Source organism: Streptomyces sp. NPDC058257, from assembly GCF_042881845.1.
In the GTDB taxonomy this organism is placed as follows: Bacteria; Actinomycetota; Actinomycetes; order Streptomycetales; family Streptomycetaceae; genus Streptomyces.
The window spans coordinates 1,174,219-1,191,501 of sequence record NZ_JBHVXJ010000001.1 but is presented as its reverse complement, the minus strand read 5'-3'; the positions used below and the strand labels follow the sequence as shown (position 1 = coordinate 1,191,501).

10 protein-coding genes are annotated in these 17,283 nt (G+C 71.0%); 6 read left to right on the top strand and 4 right to left on the bottom strand.

The window, feature by feature from the left end; all coding sequences use genetic code 11:
* Window positions 1-12: 12 nt before the first annotated feature.
* From ACFVXC_RS05055 to ACFVXC_RS05040, 4 genes are read left to right on the top strand one after another with little or no spacing between them, the layout of a single operon-like run.
* Window positions 13-4,599 carry an amino acid adenylation domain-containing protein gene (locus ACFVXC_RS05055; protein ID WP_389901487.1) on the top strand — a complete coding sequence of 1,529 codons (4,587 nt, stop codon included), beginning with the start codon at window positions 13-15 and terminating at the stop codon, window positions 4,597-4,599.
* A 25-nt stretch (window positions 4,600-4,624) separates the two neighbouring features.
* On the top strand, window positions 4,625-5,251 hold the full coding sequence (gene cysC, locus ACFVXC_RS05050) for an adenylyl-sulfate kinase (RefSeq protein WP_389901485.1): 627 nt from the start codon (window positions 4,625-4,627) through the stop codon (window positions 5,249-5,251).
* 20 nt (window positions 5,252-5,271) lie between these two features.
* Window positions 5,272-6,195, top strand: a complete 924-nt coding sequence (cysD, locus tag ACFVXC_RS05045) for a sulfate adenylyltransferase subunit CysD (RefSeq protein WP_389901588.1) — start codon at window positions 5,272-5,274, stop codon at window positions 6,193-6,195.
* The gene (locus tag ACFVXC_RS05040) at window positions 6,195-7,556 is read left to right on the top strand and encodes a sulfate adenylyltransferase subunit 1 (protein WP_389901484.1); all 1,362 of its coding nucleotides are present in this window, start codon (window positions 6,195-6,197) and stop codon (window positions 7,554-7,556) included. The genes cysD and ACFVXC_RS05040 overlap by 1 nt, the downstream gene beginning before the upstream one ends.
* A 45-nt stretch (window positions 7,557-7,601) precedes the next feature.
* Here the strand turns inward: ACFVXC_RS05040 and ACFVXC_RS05035 are convergent, their stop codons facing one another.
* On the bottom strand, window positions 7,602-8,312 hold the full coding sequence (locus ACFVXC_RS05035) for a response regulator (protein ID WP_389901482.1): 711 nt from the start codon (window positions 8,310-8,312) through the stop codon (window positions 7,602-7,604).
* Window positions 8,309-10,072 (bottom strand): ATP-binding protein, encoded by a 1,764-nt coding sequence (locus ACFVXC_RS05030; RefSeq protein ID WP_389901481.1) that lies wholly within the window; start codon window positions 10,070-10,072, stop codon window positions 8,309-8,311. The genes ACFVXC_RS05035 and ACFVXC_RS05030 overlap by 4 nt, the downstream gene beginning before the upstream one ends.
* A gap of 337 nt (window positions 10,073-10,409) precedes the next feature.
* Here ACFVXC_RS05030 and ACFVXC_RS05025 point away from each other — a divergent pair, with 337 nt between their 5' ends.
* Entirely contained in the window at window positions 10,410-11,858 is a 1,449-nt protein-coding gene (locus ACFVXC_RS05025) for a GntP family permease (RefSeq protein WP_389901479.1), read from the top strand.
* A 275-nt stretch (window positions 11,859-12,133) separates the two neighbouring features.
* Window positions 12,134-13,660, top strand: a complete 1,527-nt coding sequence (locus tag ACFVXC_RS05020) for a spore photoproduct lyase family protein (RefSeq protein ID WP_389901478.1) — start codon at window positions 12,134-12,136, stop codon at window positions 13,658-13,660.
* A 71-nt stretch (window positions 13,661-13,731) separates the two neighbouring features.
* Here ACFVXC_RS05020 and ACFVXC_RS05015 read toward each other — a convergent pair whose 3' ends face one another.
* Together ACFVXC_RS05015 and brxD are read right to left on the bottom strand one after the other, a co-directional pair.
* On the bottom strand, window positions 13,732-15,921 hold the full coding sequence (locus tag ACFVXC_RS05015; RefSeq protein WP_389901476.1) for a DEAD/DEAH box helicase: 2,190 nt from the start codon (window positions 15,919-15,921) through the stop codon (window positions 13,732-13,734).
* Window positions 15,921-17,270: a BREX system ATP-binding protein BrxD gene (gene brxD, locus ACFVXC_RS05010; protein WP_389901474.1), complete on the bottom strand. Its 1,350-nt coding sequence runs from the start codon at window positions 17,268-17,270 to the stop codon at window positions 15,921-15,923. The genes ACFVXC_RS05015 and brxD overlap by 1 nt, the downstream gene beginning before the upstream one ends.
* Window positions 17,271-17,283 lie beyond the last annotated feature (13 nt).

Sequence of the window (17,283 nt, the reverse complement as noted above, 5' to 3'; positions counted from 1 at the left end):
GGTACGACACCGATGGCCCTCGCGCCCTTCTCCGCCGAACAGCAGAAACTCCTCGATCAGCTCCTCGACGGCCAGGGAGTGGCCCGCCGGTCAAGCGCCATCGAGCGCCGCCCCGACCCCGCGGCCCCGGCCCCCCTCTCGTACGCGCAGGAGCGCCTGCACTTCTTCGACCGGATGCAGCCGGGATCGCCGCTCTACTCGATGACCGGCCTCGTCAGGCTGCGCGGCGCCGTGGACGTATCGGCCCTGGAGGGCGCGCTCGGCGACGTGGTGGCCCGGCACGAGGTGCTGCGCACCGTGTTCCGCCCGGCGGCCGACGGTACGGTCCACCAGATCGTGCGACCCGCGACGCCGGTGACGCTGCCCGTCACCGAGGCGCGGGACGGCGGCGAGGCCCCGGACGGCGCTGAGGACGCGGTGCGCGAGCGGGTGCGACAGGAGAACGAGCGCGGCTTCGACCTGGCCGAAGGCCCTCTGCTGCGCGGCTCCCTGATCCGGCTCGGTGACACCGAGTGGGTGCTCGTGCTGTGCGTGCACCACATCGTGGTGGACGGCTGGTCGCTCGGCGTCCTCGTCGACGAACTCGCCGAGACCTACGCGGCCAGGGTGTCGAACCGTCCCGACGAACTGCCCGAACTTCCCGTCCAGTACGCCGACTTCGCCCTCTGGCAGCGCGAGTGGCTGACCGGCGAGCGCCTGGAGCGTCAGCTCGCCTACTGGCGCGGACAGCTCGACGGCGCCACCGCCCCGGAGGTCCCCGGCGACCGGCCCCGTCCGGCGGTGGACTCCTTCGCGGGCGACTCCGTACGCGTGGAGGTACCCGCCCCCGTGGTCGCGGGCCTCACGCGGCTCGTGGAGGACGAGTCGGCGACCCTGTTCATGGGCCTGCTCGGCGCCTTCTCGGCGGTCCTGGGCCGCTGGTCGGGCCGTGGTGACGTGGTGGTCGGCACGGCTGTCGCGGGCCGTACCCGTACGGAGCTTGAGCCGTTGGTCGGCTTCTTCGTGAACACCCTCGCGCTGCGCGTCGATGTGGGGGGCGGTGTCTCGTTCCGTGAGGTGGTGCGGCGGGCACGGCAGAGCGCGCTCGACGGCTTCGCCCACCAGGACCTGCCCTTCGAGCGGATCGTGCAGGAGCTGAGCCCCGAACGGCACAGCTCGGGCCGCATCCCCTTCGTCAACCACATGCTGGTCCTGCACAACACGCCCTACCCCGAAGTGCGGCTGCCCGACGTCACGTTCGAGGTGGTGCCGCAGCACACCGGCACCGCCAAGTTCGACCTGGAGCTGGAACTGACGCTCACCGCCGACGGCTCGCTCACAGGCGCCCTGGAGTTCTCCTCCGAGCTGTACGACCGGTCCACCGCCGAACGTCTGGTCGAGGGCGTGATAGCCCTGCTGACCGCCGCCGTCGAGAACCCCGACGCGCAGGTTGATCTCCTGGACGTCATGGACCGCGAACAGGAGGCTCGTGTAAGGGAGTTCAGTGGCCTCGGCGTCGCGCCATTCGCTCCTGCGCTGCTGCACGAACTGATCGAACGCCGGGTGGATGTGGATCCGGCGGCGGTGGCGGTGTGCGGTGATGGTGTGAGGGAGGCCGGTAAGTGGTCTTATTCGTATGGTGAGTTGGATGAGCGGGCGAATCGGATCGCGTGGTGGTTGCGCGAGCGTGGGGTGGGTGCCGAGTCGCTTGTGGGCGTGTGCCTGGAGCGTGGCCGCGATCTGATTCCGGTGCTGCTGGGTGTGCTCAAGTCGGGCGCCGCCTATCTGCCGCTCGACCCGTCCTACCCGGCGGAGCGGATCGGTCAGCTGGTGACGGACGGGCGTCCGGCTCTGGTGCTGACATCGGCGGGCGCGGACGCGGTGCTCGCGGGCACGGCCTCAGACATCGGGATCGTCCGTGTCGAGGACATCGCCGACGAGCTCGCGACCCGGCCCACGACCCGCCCCGCCGTCGCCGTCGACCCGCACAATCCGGCCTACGTCCTGTTCACCTCAGGCTCCACCGGCCGTCCCAAGGGCGCCGCCAACTCCCACCACGCCATCACCAACCGGCTGCTGTGGATGCAGGAGCGGTACCGGCTCGACGCCACCGACCGGGTGCTGCACAAGACGCCGATCGGGTTCGACGTGTCCGTGTGGGAGCTGACCTGGGCGCTCCTCACCGGCGCCCGGATCGTACTCGCCGACCCGGGTGGCCAGCGCGACCCCGAGTACCTGGCGCGGGCCGCCGCTGCCGCAGGCGTCACCACCGCCCACTTCGTGCCCTCCATGCTGAAGGTGTTCCTCGACACCGCGCAGGCTCCGGGCACTGCCGGGGCCGTGGGCGCCGCGCTGCCGGAGCTGCGTCGCGTGGTGTGCAGCGGCGAGGAGCTGACACCGGAGGTCGCCGGGCGCTTCCACGCGCTGTTCCCGCACGCCGAGCTGCACAACCTGTACGGGCCGACCGAGGCGTCCATCGACGTCACCGCCCACCACGTCACCGCTCCGGTCACCGGCCGCATCCCGATCGGCACCCCGATCACCGGGGCCCGTATCCACATCCTCGACGCGGCCCTGTGCATGCAGCCGATCGGCGTCGCGGGCGAACTGTGCATCGGTGGCGTGCCGTTGGCGCGCGGCTACCACGGACGGCCCGGCCTGACGGCCGACCGCTTCGTGCCCGACCCCTTCGAGGCGGGGGAGCGGCTCTACCGCACCGGCGACCTGGTGCGCCGCAGGGCCGACGGCGCGGTCGAGTACCTCGGCCGCCTCGACAACCAGATCAAGATCCGCGGCCAGCGCATCGAACCCGCCGAGGTCGAGGCCGCCCTCGTCGGCCACCACGCGGTCGACCAGGTCCTCGTCACCACCGCGCCCGACGCGGACGGCACACCCCAGCTGGTCGCCTACCTCACCAAGTCCGCGAAGCCCGCCGCCGCCGGGCACGACGCGCAGGTCGACCGGTGGAGCGAGGTCTTCGACCAGATCTACCGGGCGGGCGAGCAGCAGACCGCCGACCCGACGTTCGACATCTCCGGCTGGATCAGCTCGTACACCGGGGAGCCGCTCGGCGCGGACGAGATGCACGGGTGGGTCGACTCGATCGTGGACCGCGTGCTCGCGCTGCCCCACCGCCGGGTCCTGGAGATCGGCTGCGGCACCGGCCTGCTGCTCTTCCCCATCGCCCCGCACACCGAGTACTACCGCGCCGTCGACGTCTCCGAGGTCGCCGTGCGCGACCTGGCGGCCAAGCTGCACCTGCTGCCGCCGGGCTCGGGCGAGGTGGAGCTCGTGCACGGCTCGGCCGAGCAGTTCGACGGAGTGGCCGACAACAGCTTCGACACCGTCCTCATCAACTCGGTCGCCCAGTACTTCCCCAACGCCGACTACCTCGCCGACGTACTGACGCGGGCGCTGCGGGTAGTCAGGCCCGGCGGCGCGGTGATCGTGGGCGATGTCCGCAACCACGCGCTGCTCGACACGTTCCACGCCTCGCTCCAGCGGACCGACCCGGGCGGCGAACAGGAGCAGGGCCAGGAAGGGGAGGAGTTCGAGCGGGCTGTCGCCGAGCGGGTCGCCCAGGACGCCGAACTCGTCATCGACCCCCACTTCTTCACCGCGCTCGCCGGTGACCGCCCCGAGATCGAGGGCGTCTCCCTGCTCGCCAAGCGCGGCCACCACCGCAACGAGCTGGTCAAGTACCGCTACGACGCGGTTCTGCACCTCGCGGACGAGCACCCGGCCACCCCGCCCGCCGACGCACCGGCCACCTGGTCCTGCGCGCCCGTCGCCGACCTGGCGGCGCGCCTCGACGCCGAACGGCCCGAGAGCGTACTGATCCCGGACGTCGCGGACCAGCGGCTCGGCGCCGACCTCGAAGCCGCCCGGGGCGACAGCGCGCTCGACCCGGCGGAACTGGCCGCCGCGGTGGCCGACTTCGGGTACGAGGTGGTGCCGGCCCTGCGTCCGGAGCGCCCCGGCCACCTCGACGTACTGCTGACACGGGACGCGGACCGCGCCCTGCGTCCCGTACGCGATCTGCCGCTGCGGGCCCCCGACCGGGGCTGGGCCGCGTACTCCAACAACCCGATGGAGGCCGCCTGGCGCAGCTCGCTCGTGCCGGAGCTGCGTGCCCACCTCCAGGACAGGCTGCCCGAGTCGATGGTCCCGCGGCATTTCCTGGTCCTCGACGCCTGGCCGCTGAGCGCCAACGGCAAGCTCGACCGCAAGGCGCTGCCCGAGCCGAGCGCGGGACGCGATGCCACCACCGCCGTGTACGTCGCGCCGCGCACCCCCACCGAGCGGGCCGTCGTCATGGTCTGGTCGGACGTCCTGGGAGTGAGCCGGGTCGGCGCCCTGGACAACTTCTTCGAACTGGGCGGCCATTCGCTGCTCGCCACCCGGGTCACCGCCAGGCTCGCCGACGCCTGCGGCACCGAGGTACGCCTCGGCGCCTTCTTCCAGCACCCGACGGTCGCGGCGCTCGCCGCTCACATCGACGAGGAGGCAACTCGGCAGGTCACCGTCCGCGCCCCCGTCCGCAGGGCCGACCGCAGCCGCTACCGCGGCACCCGTCCGGCCCCCGCTGCCACCCCCGTCCCCACCGAGGCGACGGCCTGAGAACCGGGCCCAACCCATCAGGAGAGTGACCACCACTGTGACCACGACGACCACGGCCGGGCCCGAGACCGCGCCCGCCCCTCCACACCTCCCCCCGGCCCCGACTCCCTGCCACTGCACCTGCGGTGCCACGGTCTGGCTGACCGGCCTGCCCAGCGCGGGCAAGAGCACCATCGCGGGACTCCTCGCCGACCGGCTCCGCGCCGCGGGCCGCCGCGTCGAGGTCCTCGACGGCGACGAGATCCGCCGCTTCCTCTCGGCGGACCTCGGCTTCTCACGCGCCGACCGGGACACCAACGTGCGGCGGATCGGCCTGGTGGCAGAGGTGCTCGCCGCCAACGGCGTGATCGCACTGGTCCCGGTGATCGCGCCGTACGCCGACAGCCGCGCCGCCGTCCGCGCCCGCCACGCCGCCCGCGACGCCGCCTATCTGGAGGTGCATGTCGCCACCCCGGTCGAGGTGTGCGGCGCCCGCGACGTCAAGGGCCTGTACGCCAGGCAGGCGTCCGGCGAGCTGACCGGCCTGACCGGCGTCGACGACCCCTACGAGATCCCCGTACGCCCCGAACTGCGCCTGGACACCCACCGCAGGAGCGAACGGGATTCGGCGGACGCGGTCTGGGCGCTGCTGGCCGACAGGGGGCTGGTGTGATGACCACCCTGACGAGCGAGATGACGACGGCTCCGACGACGGCACCCCCCGCCCCGCTGACCCACCTCGACGACCTGGAGTCCGAGGCGGTGCACATCTTCCGTGAGGTGGCGGGGGAGTTCGAGCGGCCGGTGATCCTGTTCTCCGGCGGCAAGGACTCCATCGTCATGCTGCACCTCGCGCGCAAGGCGTTCGCCCCCGCCGCGGTGCCGTTCTGCCTGCTGCACGTCGACACCGGGCACAACTTCCCCGAGGTGCTCGACTACCGCGACCGCGCCGTCCTGCGGTCGGGCCTTCGTCTGCACGTGGCGTCCGTGCAGGAGTACATCGACGCGGGCAAGCTGCGCGAACGCCCGGACGGGACACGCAATCCCCTCCAGACGGTGCCGCTGACCGAGGCGATACAGGAGCACCGCTTCGACGCGGTGTTCGGCGGCGGGCGCCGTGACGAGGAGAAGGCCCGCGCGAAGGAGCGCGTCTTCTCCCTGCGCGACGAGTTCTCGCAGTGGGACCCGCGCCGCCAGCGCCCCGAGCTGTGGCAGCTCTACAACGGCCGCCACGCCCCCGGCGAGCACGTCCGCGTCTTCCCGCTGAGCAACTGGACCGAGCTGGACGTCTGGCAGTACATCGCCCGCGAGAACATCGAACTGCCGCAGATCTACTTCGCGCACGAGCGGGACGTCTTCCAGCGCTCCGGCATGTGGCTGACAGCGGGCGACTGGGGCGGCCCGAGGGAGGGCGAGAGGGTCGAGCGGCGTCAGGTCCGCTACCGCACGGTCGGCGACATGTCCTGCACCGGCGCCGTCGACTCCGACGCCACCACCCTTGACGCCGTCATCACCGAGATCGCCGCTTCCCGTCTCACCGAGCGCGGCGCCACCCGCGCCGACGACAAGATGTCCGAGGCCGCCATGGAAGACCGTAAGCGCGAGGGGTACTTCTGATGACCACGATCGACCTGAGGGCGGCGGCAGCGACCGCCGCCGCCACCGGCGCCACGCCGACACCGCCCGCCGCACCGACACCGCCCGTCGCACCCGCCGTCGACACCCTGCGCCTCGCCACCGCCGGATCAGTCGACGACGGCAAGTCCACCCTGGTGGGCCGGTTGCTCCACGACTCCAAGTCGGTCTTCACCGACCAACTGGAGGCCGTGGAGGCGGCCTCCCTGCGGCGCGGCCAGGAGACACCGGACCTCGCGCTGCTCACCGACGGCCTGCGCGCGGAACGCGAGCAGGGCATCACCATCGACGTCGCCTACCGCTACTTCGCCACCGCGCGACGCCGCTTCATCCTCGCCGACACCCCCGGCCACGTGCAGTACACCCGGAACATGGTCACCGGCGCCTCCACCGCCGAACTGGCGGTCATCCTGGTCGACGCGCGCAACGGCATCGTCGAGCAGACCCGTCGGCACGCCGCGGTCGCCGCCCTGCTGCGCGTCCCGCAGGTGGTGCTCGCCGTCAACAAGATGGACCTGGTCGGCTTCGAGGAGCGGGCGTTCGCCGCCATCGCCGACGAGTTCACCACGTACGCGGCGTCGCTCGGTATCCACGACGTGACGGCCATCCCGGTATCCGCGCTGCTCGGCGACAACGTGGTGGACGCGTCCGCGAACATGGACTGGTACGCGGGCACCACCGTCCTCGAACACCTGGAGACGGTCGCGGTGGGCGGCCGTGCCACCGAGGCGCCCGCCCGCTTCCCGGTCCAGTACGTCGTGCGCCCGCAGAGCGCCGAACACCGCGACTACCGCGGCTACGCGGGCCAGATCGCGTCCGGGGTCCTTCGGGTCGGCGAGCGGGTCACGGTGCTGCCCGCCGGACGGACCAGCACCATCACCGGCATCGACGTCCTCGGCGAGCCGAGCGCGAGCGCCCGCGCCCCGCAGTCGGTGACCTTGCTGCTCGCCGACGACATCGACATCTCGCGCGGCGACCTGATCGCACCGAGCGCCTGCGCTCCCGCGGTCACCCAGGACGTCGAGGCGACCGTCTGCCACCTCGCCGACCGGCCGCTCACGGTGGGGCAGCGGGTACTCCTGAAGCACACCACCCGCACCGTGAAGGCGATCGTCAAGGACATCCCGTCCCGGCTGACCCTGGCCGACCTCAGCCGCAGCCCCGAGCCGGGTTCGCTGTCGGCCAACGACATCGGCCGGGTGGTGCTGCGCACCGCGGACCCGATCGCGCTCGACGCGTACGCCGACTCGCGCCGCACGGGCTCGTTCCTCCTGATCGACCCGGCGGACGGCACGACGCTGGCCGCCGGGATGGCGGGGGAGGAGGACCTCTCCACCGACTGACGCCAAGTCGGCCTGCCCGCGCCCGACTCGGGCACGGGCAGGCCGTCACTGCGTCCGGTACTCCTGCTCGGGCCGCCCCGTGGTCCCGTACCGCAGGCTCATCCGCAGGAGGCCCGAGGTGACGAGCGAGGCGAGGTAGCGCTGCGCGGTGGCGCGTGAGACGCCGATCAGTTCGCCGACCTGCCCCGCGGACAGCGACGTGGGAGAGTTCCGTACGGCGGTCAGCACCGCGTCGGCCGTCACGGTACGGGTGGTGGGCCGACGGTCGGGGCGGCGGCCGACGGTCTCCCGCAGTGCGCGGTACGTGCTCTCGACGGTGCTCTGGTCCACGGACTGCGCATCCGTCAGCTGCCGGAACCGGGCGTAGCCCCGCAGCTTCTCGGCGAGCAGCTCCGGCGGGAACGGTTTGATCAGATACGCCAGTGCGCCCGCCGACAGCGCGCGCCGCACCACGGGCCCCTCGGCCGCCGCGCTGAGGACGAAGGCGTCACAGTCCAGGCGGCGCAGCAGGTCGATGCCGGAACCGTCGGGCAGATAGATGTCGACCAGGGCCAGATCGACGGTGGCGCCGGCGGCCGTGAAGGCGCCGACGGCCTCCAGCGCCGCCGTCGCGGTGTGCGTGGTACCGGCCACCCTGAAGCCCGGCACCTCTTCGACCAGCGAGGCGTGGATACCGGCGACGCGGAAGTCGTCGTCGACCACGAGGACGGAGAGGGGGGAGAGGGGCTCGCGTTCGGCGGCTGCGCGGTCGGTCATCGTTCGTCGTCCTTAGTCCTTCGTCCTGCCTCCACGACCTCCATGACACCGGGGAGCCGGGCCACGAAGACCGCGCCGCCGGAGATCTGTTCGGGGGGCCGGTTGATGGTCATGTCGGCGTCGGCCTTCGGGGGCGGCGGGGGCGTACCGGGTTCCGCGATGTACACGTCGCCACCCCTGGTGCGGGCGATCTGGCGGGCCAGGGCGAGGCCGATGCCACGTCCGCCGACGACCGAGGCGTGGTTCTTCGTGGACACGCCTTCGCGGAACACGTCGTCCTCCGCCTCCGGGTCGGCCGGGTCGACCCGGCCGACCGGAACACCGTCACCGGTGTCGGCGACGGTGATGAGCAAGGTGGTCTCCTCCGTCATGAGTTCCACTTCGACGAACTTGGCGGCCCGCTGCCCGTGCTGGGCTGCCTCGATCGCGTTGTCGACGAGATTGCCGAACACGGTGGTGACATCCACGGGCGCGTCGAGGGTGCCGTCGACCCAGGTGGCGCTCCCGATGACCACGGTCACCCCGCTCTCCCGCGCCTGTGCGGCCTTCGCCGAGAGGAAGGCGCGCAGGTAGGAGTCACGGACCGCGTCGATGCCCGGCAGCGCTTCGCCGAGCCGTCCCGTACCGAGGATCGTGTCGATGTACTCGGTGGTCTCGGCGAGGTGCCCGCCGTGGGCGAGCGCGGAGACGACGTGCAGCCGGTTGGCGAACTCGTGGCGCTGCGCGCGCAGCGCCGAGCTCATGGCCTGCACCGCGTCGAGCTGGCGCGTCAGGGACTCCACATCGGTACGGTCCTTGACGGTCAGGAGCGTGCCGAGATCGCGCCCGTCCCGGCGCACCGTGCGGGACGAGATCACAAGCACCCGCTCGCCGACGGCGGTGATGACAGGACCGTGAGCGGGTCCGGGTCCGGGTCCGGGACTGCGCAGCGCATCGACCACCCGGGGAGTCAGCCCCAGTTCCCCGAGGTCACAGCCGGAGGCGGCGTCGGGCACGAGCAGCAGGCGACGTGCCTCGTCATTGACGACCGTGACCTTGCCCTCCGTGTCCAGGGCGAGGACGCCTTCGCCGATGCCGTGCAGGACCGCCTCCTGTTCCTGCACGAGCCCGGCCAGTTCCTCCGGTTCGAGCCCGAGCGTCAGACGCTTCCACCGCCTGGCGAGCAGCGCGGACGCGGCGACGCCGAGCAGCAGGGCGATCACGAGCCAGCCGAGGCCACCGAGCAGGACGCGCAGGAACTGGGCCTGCACGGCGGATACGGCGAGCCCCGCGTTCGCCTCGCCGACGACCTCGGTGGTCGAGCCGGGTGCGTACACGGGAACCTTCGCGACGACCTCTTCACCGAGGTGGGCGCGGTGCCGCGCGAGGACTTCGTTTCCGGCGAGCGCGCCGGACGGGTCGGTGCTCACTTTCCTGCCCAGCTGTGAGCGTTCCGGGTGGGCGAGCCTGATGCCACGGTCGTCCGTGACGACGACGAACAGTGATCCGGTCCTGACCCGGGCGGCCTCCGCCACGGTCTGCGCCGTGCCCTTCGCGAGCGTGGCACGCGCGGTGTGTGCCGCGCCGCTTCCGGGGCGGTCGTTGGCCGCGGAGAACTCGGCGGTGGCGCGCCGGACGGACGGCTCGGAGGCGATGGTCCTGGCCACCGCGAGCGCACGCAGCTGGTACTCCCGGTCGAGCCGGTGCTCATTGGAGTACGCGAAGGCGGCGAAAGCCGCGGCGACGGTGATCGCGACCACCGCGCACTGCAGGAGCAGCACCTGGGTCCGCAGCCGAAGCCGGGTCCGTGGCCGGGTCCGCGGCCGGGGACCCGGCCGGGGACCCGGCCGGGGGCGTTTCCGACCCGGCGGTTCGACGATTCTCACCAACCGAAGGTAACCCCGGCGCGGGCCGTGCACAGAATGCGCAGAACGCTCAGATCAGGGGTTTCACGGGTTACGAGCACAACCTGGAGGCGCCGGGTGACCGGCCGATACGTTCCCGCCGGGACACAACGAGCCGCATACCAGGAGTTTCTTCAATGACGACGGCACTCACCGCATCACGCCCGCGTACGGGCCTGTCCACGGGCCCCGACGGCCGCTCGGGAGGCCGACTGTGACGGGCCACACGTGGACGCTGTTGATCATCCTGGCGGCGGCCATCGCCGCGCTGATCACGCTGATCAACTCACGGCTCCGGTTCCACCCCTTCATCGCTCTGATGACCGTCTCGGTCGGGGTCGCCCTGGCGGCGGGACAGCCGGTCGAGAAGATCGCCGAGTCCCTGGAGTCGGGCGCGGGCGGCATCCTCGGCGACGTCGGCGTCACGCTCGCGTTCGGCGCGATGCTGGGACGGCTGCTCTCGACATCGGGCGCCACGGACCGGATCGCCCGCCTGATCGTCGACCGTGCGAGCGCCCGCTCGCTGCCCTGGTACGTGACGGGCGCGGCCTTCGTCATCGGCATCCCGATGTTCTTCGAGATCGGCCTCATCGTCCTGCTCCCGCTGATCTTCAGCGTGGCCCAGCGCCTGGAACGTACGCACAAGATCAACGGATCCCCGTACGTGTACCTGGCGGCGCCCGCGATCGGCGCCCTGTCCACCCTGCACGGCATGGTGGCCCCGCACCCCGGCCCGCTGGTCGCGGTGGAGGGCCTGCACGCGAATCTCGGCATGACCATCGCCGTGGGCCTGATCTGCGCGATCCCCACGATCATCATCGCGGGCCCGGTGTACGGCCGGTGGATAGCCCCGCGCCTGGACGTGCGCCCCGACCCGGAGCTGATAGCCAAATTCACGGGGAGCGGCGACGAGCCCCAGAAGCCCCAGAAGCCCCAGAAGCCCCAGGAATGCGAGGAGCCCCAAGAGGCTCCGGAAGCTCAGGAACCGCGGAAGAACAAGGTCCGCACGGGCTGGGCGCTGGCCGCCGTACTGGTCCCCGTGGTCCTGATGCTCCTGCGCACCATCGCGGAACTCGCGTACGACGAGTCCAGCCAGGTGCGGCACGTCCTGACCTTCACCGGTGAGCCGGTGATCGCCATGCTCATCGGCTTCCTCTTCGCACTGTTCGCCCTCGGATACCGCAGCGGTCTGTCCCCGGACTCGATCCGCTCCTCGCTCGCGGACAGCCTGAAGGCCGTCGCGGGCATCCTGCTGATCATCGCGGGCGGCGGGGCGTTCAACCAGGTCCTGGAGGACTCAGGGATCGGCAAGGCCGTCGAGTCCGCGGCATCCGGCATGCACATCAACGTGATCGTGCTCGGCTGGCTGATGGCCCTGCTCCTGTCCTTCTCCACCGGCTCCGCCACGGTGGGCATCGTCGCCGCGACGGGCATCCTCGCCCCTCTCGCACAGGGCGGCAGCACCCTGCACACCTCGCTGCTCGTGGTGGCCATCGGCGCCGGTTCGATCGGCCTCAACTACGTCAACCACGCGGGCTTCTGGCTGGTGAAGGAGTCCTTCGGAATGACACTGGGCCAGGCCACGAAGTCCCACACGGCCATCCAGACCATCGTGAGCGTCTGCGGACTGCTGATGGCACTGCTGGTGTCGACGCTGGCCTGACCGTTGCACGTGATGTACGCGACGGTGCCCTGCCCGGGATGTGCGTCCCGTCCGGGCAGGGCACTCGCGCATGCGTCGGCGGCGTCAGTGCCGCGCCGCGTACGAGAGGAAGCGCTGCCCCGCCCGACCCGCGTCCGGCGTGTGCCGCGTACCGCCTCCATCGTCGTGCGCTTTGATCTGTGAGGGAAGCGTCGTGTCGCGGATCGCGTCCGGCAAGGCAAGGCCAGGCCAGGCAAGGCCAGGCAAGGCAACAGATCGTCAACGGAGCGCTCGGCATGACTGCGGACGAGGCGGAGAAGGTGGGGGAGGCGGAGGAGGCAGGGGAGGCGGGGGAGGCGGGGGAGCCCGGTACTCCCCACTGGCTCTTCGGCGACCAGCTCGGTCCCCATTTCGTCGATCCGGCGCGGGGCGGCCCGCACAGGGACGCGCCGCTCCTCATGATCGAGGCCCGCGGCGTCTTCCGGCGGCGGCGGTTCCATCGTGCCAAGGCCCACCTGATCCTCTCGGCGATGCGCCACCGGGCCGCCGGATACGAGCAGACAAGAAGCGGCGGAGAGGAACAGCACGTGGGTCAGTCGGCCGGAGAGCCCGCCTCGGGAGAGACCGCCCCGAGAGCACCTGAGCAGCAAGCGCTCTTCGGGTGGTCGGACGCCCCACCGGCCCATGCCCCACCGGCCCATGCCTCACCGGCCCAGTCCGCATCGGCCCAGGCCGCGCACGGGTCGTTCCGGGACAGTCCGCAGGCGCGTCGGATGCTCGACGTACGCGAGGTCTACGCGGAACCGGCGGCCCTCGACTCACCGCGCGGTCAGCAGATCATGGCCCGGCTGCCGGAAGCCCGCGTGACCGAGGTCGCCAGCCACTGGAACATCCCCGCCCTGCACGGCAACGACGGCAACATCGCCCGGTGGGTCCGCATCAAGACCGAGACGCTCGTCCTCGGGGTCAAGCACACGCTCGCGACGCGCCCCAACGGCAGATCGGCCGACTGGATCGCGCCGGGCCCCTCCAACGGCTGCGCGATGGCCTGCGCCTACTGCTACGTCCCCCGTCGCAAGGGCTTCGCCAACCCCATCACACTGTTCACCAACATCGAGGCGATCGTGGCCCATGTCCGGCGTCACGTGCGCGCCCAGGGCCCCAAGACGGAGCCCAACCAGTGCGATCCGCGGGCTTGGGTCTACGACATCGGCGAGAACGGCGACTGCTCCGTCGACGCCCTTGTCTGCGACAACACGGCAGATCTCGTCGCCGCGTTCCGCCGCCTTCCGACCGCCAAAGCCTCCTTCGCGACCAAGTTCGTCAACCCCGACCTGCTCGCCCTCGACCCGCGGGGACGTACTCGCGTGCGCTTCTCCCTCATGCCGCCCGACGACGCCCGCCTCCTCGACATCCGCACCAGCCCGGTCGACGAGCGGATCGCCGCGGCCGCCGACTTCCTCGACGCCGGATACGAGGTCCACTTCAACCTCTCACCCGTCGTCCTGCGCCCCGGGTGGCAGCGCGACTGGGCCGACCTGCTCACCCACCTCGACGACGTCCTGCCCGCCCGCGTGAAGGAGCAGGCGGCGGCCGAGATCATCATGCTGACCCACAACGAGCAGCTCCACGAGGTCAACCTGGGCTGGCACCCCCGCGCCGAGGACGTGCTGTGGCAGCCGACCGCACAGGAGACCAAGCGCTCCCAGAACGGGGCCGTGAACGTTCGCTACGCCCTGGAGGTCAAGCAGCAGGCCCTGACACGAATCCAGCAACTCCTGGCGGCACACGCACCGTGGCTGCGCGTCAGATACGCCTTCTGAGGCGGGGCCCTGAAGGCATTCGGGCGGGCGGAGTCATGTGAGTGCTCCCGTTGGAGGCGGCGGCACTCGGATCACTGGGCGGTTTGGAAGCGTTTCGGTTCGGCCAGAGCGGCGCGTGCCCCGTCGAAGTCGGCCAGCCTCGCCGACAAGGTGGCCACGGCCAGTCGTTGGGGGAGCGCTGCCGAGAACTTCAGGCCGCGCACCGCCCGCTGGTCGACTTCGGGAAAGACCAGTGCCGGCCCGCCCTGTGAGGCGTTCAGTGCTGGCCCGGCCTGGACGGCGTCCAGCGCTGTGCGCCACATGCCGGGGCTCAAGTCCTCCCGTAGCCGCAGGTAGCAGTCCGTCGGCCGCTGAACGGGATCAGCGATGGACGAGAGTGTCGCGCCCAGCGTCGCGTTGGCCCGATAGCCCGCCCACGTCCACCAGCGGACGTCGTTTCCGCGCCGCGAGATCAGCGTCCCGCCGGGGTGGACCAGGTGCTGAGCGTCCTCGTCACGCCACTCCTGGAGGCAGACCTCGGCTCGTCGGGTGATTGAGACCTGCGGGTCCGTGCCCAGGAGGACATCCCGCATGGCCCGCGTCATCTGGTACGAGAGCCCGACGAGTGTGCCTCCGGACCACTTGGCGATCCCACCGCCGTCGACCGGTTCGACGAAGACCCGCTTGCGCCCCCAGTCGATGTATGTCACCTGCCAGCTGCGGCCCGCCAGAAGCAGTCTTCGCGGGCCTGGACGTTCCTCCGTGAGCACGGACGGATCCATCCGGCCGATCTCGGAGCGTCCGGACAGGACGGTGAACTGCGGTGGCGCGGTGAAAGACGCGGTGAGTTCGATGAAGTGGCGTCGCCCGAAACGCCGTTCGGCCTCCAGGCCGATGAACAGCATGCCTTCGTCGGTGTCCAGGAAGCCTTCCTCCGTCAGGTGACGCAGGATGGGAGTGGCGGAACGGTCGAAGGGGGCGAGGCCGTTCCACTGCTCGGGCCACACCTGATCGCCCAGCTTGTGCTCCTGGAGTGTCGCGGCCAGCAGCTGCTGTGCGACGAGGTGGCGCGGCGCAGGTGGTGCGACAACCGGTTCGACCCAACCGCGGCCCCACAGGAGCAGCAGCGCGGCGGCCTGCAGCAGGGTGTCCTTGTGGGTGGCCAGGAACAGGCAGTTGCGGGTGTTTCCCTCGCGACGCCCCGTACGCCCGACGCGTTGGAGGAAGGAGGCGACTGTGCTGGGCGAATCAATTTGGACGACTCGGTCGAGGTCGCCGACATCGATGCCCAGTTCCAGGGTCGACGTGGCCACGATGACACAGTCACGGGCCTCGGCGAATGCCTGCTCGGAGCGGGCCCGCTCGTCGGCGGAGAGAGAGGCATGAGACAGGAACACCGTGACGTCACGCGCCCGCAGCGCCGCGCCCAGCTCCTCGACTTGCCTTCGCGACTCACAGAAGACCAGCCGCTTCTCGCCTCTGTGCAGGGCCGCGATGACCTTGGCGGCATTGGACAGCGAGCCTACGTAGTCGAGTTCGATCTCGCCGGGTGGGGGCCCGGTCGCGTCCTCCGTGGGCACCTGGGCGGACGGCACAACCGACGGGGCCGTGAGCTCCGGGCCGATGACCCGCCCTACGCGCCGACCGGCGCCGGATCCTTGTAACCAGGTGAGCAGTTGGTGGGGATTTCCGACGGTCGCCGACAAGCCGATCCGCTGAATGGGCCGCCCGGTGACCCGTTGGAGGCGTTCGAGGACCGCCAGAAGATGCCATCCCCGGTCGTCGCCCGCGAACGCGTGGACCTCGTCGACGACGACGGCCCGGACGCCGCCCAGCAGGTGCGCGTGATCCGTCTTCACCCCGATCAGCATGGCTTCCAGCGACTCGGGCGTCGTCAGCAGGATGTCGGGCCTGTCGGTGCGGATGCGCTGGCGCTGCGACTCCTGTGTGTCCCCGTGCCACAGTGCCGCGCGCCGTCCGAGCCATTGCGCGTAACTGTCGACGCGTGTCACGAGGTTGTTGAGGAGCGCCTTGAGGGGGCAGAGGTACAGAACCGAAGTGCCGGTCCAGCCCCGTTCGGACATGGCCGACAGGATCGGCAGACAGGCCGCCTCGGTCTTGCCGCCGGCGGTGGGCGCGAGGAGCACGGTGTCCTCGCCGTCCATCACCGGATTGATCGCAGCCCGTTGCAGGGGCCGCAGGTCCGGCCAGCCGAGCGTGTTGACCACGTGGTGCAGGATGACGGGGTCGAGCCGGTCGACAGGATCCGTGGCCGAAGTCATCACAGCTCCAGGTCGATGTCGTCGGCCGACGGCGATCCGGCCAGATTCCGCTCCACATCGGTGAGTTCACTGCCGCCGACCGTGAGCCGATAGTGCTGCCGTGGGTCGAAGTCCGGGAACTGGTCGATCCGGTCGAGGACATCGCCGACCAGCTTCTTGAGGAAAAGCCGGGGCGCGACGCCCACCTTGCCACCGAGGGCTCCGCCCACCGCACGGGCAAGATCGGCAACATACGCGTCGTCCGCCAGCGCTTTGACCCGGTCGGGAGAGTCTGCTCCGGACGCGAAAAGATCCCGGATGGTCACACCGAGGCCGGTCAACGACTCCAAACTAAAACCGGGAAGGCGCAGTTGGACCGCCCGCGGGTTGTCGAAGCGTGGATCGGTCGTGAAGTCCGTTGCGAGCCGCTGGGCGAGCGGCGGGAGTCGCTGCACGCCCTGCTGGCCGTCGTAGAAGGCGGGTGTGCCGGTGATGACCAGATAGAGGCCGGGGAACCGTCCCGAGTGGACTTCGTCGATCAGCTGGCGCAGGGCGTTGAGTGCCTTGTCCCGGGCATCCGATCGCACTCTCTGAAGGGTTTCCACCTCATCCAGTACGACGAACAGCCCTCGGTGGCCGGAGTCCCGCAGGACGGTGAGCAAGCCCTGCAGGAAACCCAGGGCCCCGAAGTGGTCGAGGTCGCCGCGTACCCCCGCGGAACGGCGGGCCGCAGCCGCCACATGGGGCTGACCGCCCAGCCAGGCGAGGATGGCCGCTGCCGTCGCCTCGTCGCCCTCGGCGAGCGCGGTCCGGTAGCCGCGCAGCGCGGCAGCGAAGGACGGTGCGTGCCGGGACACCTCAGTCAGCCGGGCGGCCAGCAACTCCTCCACCGCGCTGCTCAGATCGTCCTCGTCGGCACCGGCGGCGAGGGCGTCCTCCTCCAGGGCGTAGAACCATGCGTCCACCACAGGCCGCAGGGCACTCGGCGGGAAGCTCGGGGTGGACAGCCGTTCGGTGAGACGCCGGTAGACGGTCTCCAGCTTGTGCAGCGGAGTCTCCGTCTCCGAGACCTGGACCTCGGCAACGGCGAAGTTGCGCTGCTTGGCGCGCTCTCCGAGCCACCGGGTGAAGAACGTCTTGCCGGAACCGTACTCACCTCGCACAGCCTTGAAGACCGAGGCACCCGAGGCGACCGCGTCGAGTTCCGCGTCGAGCGCGGACTCGAAACGGTCGAGGCCGGTGGCAAGAAGATCCAGGCCGCTCTCGGGCACCGCACCACGCCGGAGCGCGTCCAGGGCTGTGCGCCGCCGGGCGGCGGAGACGGGAGAGGGGCGGGGATCGATCACTCGCTCATTGTCCCATCCGTGCATGGTGAAGAACCGT